Source organism: Photobacterium sp. OFAV2-7 (genome assembly GCF_022347985.1).
In the GTDB taxonomy this organism is placed as follows: domain Bacteria; phylum Pseudomonadota; class Gammaproteobacteria; order Enterobacterales; family Vibrionaceae; genus Photobacterium.
The window spans coordinates 1-3,599 of record NZ_JAKRFQ010000534.1 but is presented as its reverse complement, the minus strand read 5'-3'; the positions used below and the strand labels follow the sequence as shown (position 1 = coordinate 3,599).

Genomic DNA, 3,599 nt, shown 5'->3' with positions numbered 1-3,599 from the left:
ATCTATTTGAACCTTGGTTGCTGCAACAACTTTGTTGTTATCATCAATCGCGACAGCAATAAGCTGCTGTTTCAGCAATGCTTTGGCTGCGTCGCTTTCGATATCCAAAGTGAACGCCGTCCGACCAGTAAGGTGCGGGAACTTCGAATTCTTAATTTCCCCAGACTGGCTAAGCGCTGCTCGCATAAAGTCATCGGGTTTTGTGATATCACCGTTGCCCTTATCCGTAGACCACAGCTCGTAACGGCTTGCGTCACTGTTTTCGAACCAGGCGAAGGTGGTGAGATCCAACCAATGCGCTGATGCCCCGGACAATTTCACCGGAACTTCGGTAACCGCTTCATAATAAAGCGTGCTGTTACCGTCAAAGGTATATATTTTATCGCCCTTGGAAAAATCGAGCTGTAGATCATTACCACCCAGCGCTTTGTCGTCACCCTTGTGGACAATGAAATTCATACAACTTGAGTGACCGGCCTTCAGCGGTAGCTTGTACACCGCACCGTATTCAGCACTGATCTCGGTTGGCATGAAAGGCGCTCCCCAAGACACACCTTCCAGCGCACTATCGGCAATACTGTCACAAGTGTCGTTGTTCCAGATATGCAGGCCCCAGCCATCATAATTGCCATCGGCGCGCTTGTAGTGGATCACCGCTTCCGTGTATTCAGGCGCAGGTTTGTCCGGCGTACTGTCAGTCCCTTTGGGATCTGGGTCGATGCTATCGGGAATGCCGTCACCATCATCGTCACTGGAGGCAAAGTCTCCTAATCCATCACCATTTGTATCAAGGCTCTCGAATCGGTCACGGGGGAATGCGTCGCTCTTGTTGTCTGCGCCGTCATTATCGATATCAGCATCATCCACATCGGCGATCTTATCACCATCAAGGTCAGCAGGCTGATCCGCCTTATCTTTACTGTTAGTGCCTAAACGCTCCTCGTCAGCATTCGACCAACCATCACCGTCCAAGTCTAACGGTGTGGATTGAGGGTTCTTAGGATCACTTCCGGCCTCAAGCTCTTCGGTATCTTTGAACGTGTCGTTATCATCATCTGCATCGTCCGCATCGGCGATCTTATCGCCATCAAAGTCTGGCGGCGTTGAGCTTGAATCATAAGGATCCGATTCCAGACGCAGCTCAATAGTGTCATTGAAGCCATCGTTGTCATCGTCCAGATCGGCATGATCACCGATTTTATCATTATCAAAATCAGCATTTTCTTTCGGATCATTTGGGAAAAGATCTATATCGTCAGCAAAGCCGTCATTATCACTGTCAACAGCAACAGCCGGTTTTCCGTCTTTATCTTTAACTAACGTTTTATCTTTCAGGTTCGGTTCCTGATTATTCTTACGCTGGGCATCAATCTCTTGTCCAAGCGCTGTTGCACCCTGAGAAAGCGCCGCTTTCTGCTCGGCAATAGTATTTGTTTCTATCTGCTCAGGTAGCAGCTGGGCAATAGCACGTGCCGACTGGGCAAGCAGCGTATTATTTGAAGCGATATAGTCTTGCTTTGGATCCAGATCAGGCTGAGCCAGTTCGTTACGCACTGAAGCCAAGGCCTCCTCTTCCGAGGCGCCCTCTGCCATTTTCAAGCCAATCATGGTCGTTACCGGGCTGATTTTCTGGTAACCCTTCGGCGCCATCATTACATAGTCACGAGTAACAGCAATACCAGGGTTATCCTCGTCGATAGTCTGCCCTTTAAGCACCTTAGTCATCAGCGAATAGTGCGCCGGATCACCATTATACTGGGTCAAATCCAGGATCGCTTTACCTTCTGCACCAGTTATCGCCTGTGGCTCGTTAGGATCTAGCTTGAAGTTACCATTCACATCCAGCCATACCTGGGCCTTTTGCAAATAGCCATCCATTGCCTGAACACTTAATTGTGTTACCGGCTGGGTTGATGGCTGAGGTGACACTGAACCAGTGTCATTATCGCCACAACCCGCTATCACACCGAGCGATGCAAGGGCAACGGTCAGCTTGGTTAGGTTCGTTTTCATTGTTCTACCCATTGATTTAAAAAAGGCACAGGTGAAAACACGCCCCTGACGATATCGAAAGGAAACTGCGCACTGTTCACCTTTACACATAAAAAAAGGGTATAAGAACAAGACAATACATTACCTCACCCTATCAAGACGCTGGCAGGGGGATGAGGCTGAAGGCGTAGAAACTAAAGAGTTGATGATAATCACTCTTTGTAAGTCTACTTATTTAATTGATTTACAAGATAAACCCACAATTCGAGATGGCCGTCACCTTTAACTCAAAAAAACAAGAGTGTTATGAAAGTAAATAACATTTTGAGTAAATCAATATTAATGACAGATTTGTGCTGTTAATCAATAAAAGTACGCTGTATAAACTGCAGAAAACTTGGACTGTATGGATAATAAATAATCACAACCAGGCCGAAATAATAAGTATATATCAGGTACGCATAAAACTACCCATATGCTGTGGAAACCACCAAAAGGATGACTCTAATTTTCATATTGAACGATGTGTTTTATTTGGCGTAAAAATGTCTACTTTGAACCAATACAAGCCTAGGCGCAATAAACGCAGTCACTCGAATTCATTTCAGCATGATAAAACTAGGCGAGACAAACCGTGTTAAGTAATAACGTTAATCGTTACTGTCTACCTATCTCATAAGCACCCCAAGAAAAACACCTATACTTTCAACCACCTACAGTTGGCGGTTGAAAGTGACGTTTTGAAACCGGAGCTACGCTGAATGCACACAAGTATTCAATAAAATAGACTTATTCGCATTTATACATTTATGAGAAGAAAGTATGATTGCTAATCATTGAGGTATTTTCTTTTATAATCAGAGGCTCGGGCAATAATGATAAATGGTAATGCCGGTATGACTAAACCAAGCGAGAAGATTATTTCCTCCTCTGATAGAAGCATAATCATACTTCCAATAATAGCGAGCAGTAGAGCACTTACTATAAAGTAATGACTTTTCTTATATTTTTGGCTAAATAAAGCGTAACTTCGGATCATAGTGAAAACTTTTAATGTTGTGTACCTTATTCTAGCGTCATATTACTGGAAAACTTAAATACTTTTTAATGTTTTTTTCATGCTAGTTTATTATCAACACACTTTCATATCTGTAATTTTCATATAAGACTTAATCCAACTCTCAAATAAACAACTTGAATAAAAAAACAAGTCACTGAGCACTTTTATATACTCTCAATTATTCAACTTACTCCTTATGTTCCCAGCCGGTAAATAAAGGCTGCCAGTTTTTAGGTTTTTTACACACCTTTAATAAATTATGTTCATAAGAGATTACTAGATAAGTTTCATATAAAAGCGACAAATAACATTCATTGTATGCTGAATAAACTTGAAGAAAATCTCGCTTTTTCTAATAAGACTTACGTGTCATGGCGATACGGTGAGGGCATCTAGCTCAACGTATACAAAAAAGCCCCGTCATTTCTGACGAGGCTTCATGTAGTGGCGGAGCGGACGGGACTCGAACCCGCGACCCCCGGCGTGACAGGCCGGTATTCTAACCAACTGAACTACCGCTCCAATTCTGTGCGAAACTCGGCTTGCG

The 3,599-nt window shown here is 43.6% G+C and carries 1 protein-coding gene and 1 tRNA gene; both read right to left on the bottom strand.

What is annotated here, in order from left to right; all coding sequences use genetic code 11:
- Positions 1–2,013 (bottom strand): pullulanase-associated domain-containing protein (locus MHN01_RS20410; protein WP_304622881.1); only part of this gene is annotated, 2,013 nt, incomplete at its 3' end.
- 1,484 nt (positions 2,014–3,497) lie between these two features.
- Positions 3,498–3,574, bottom strand: a tRNA-Asp gene (locus MHN01_RS20405).
- Positions 3,575–3,599: the final 25 nt, after the last annotated feature.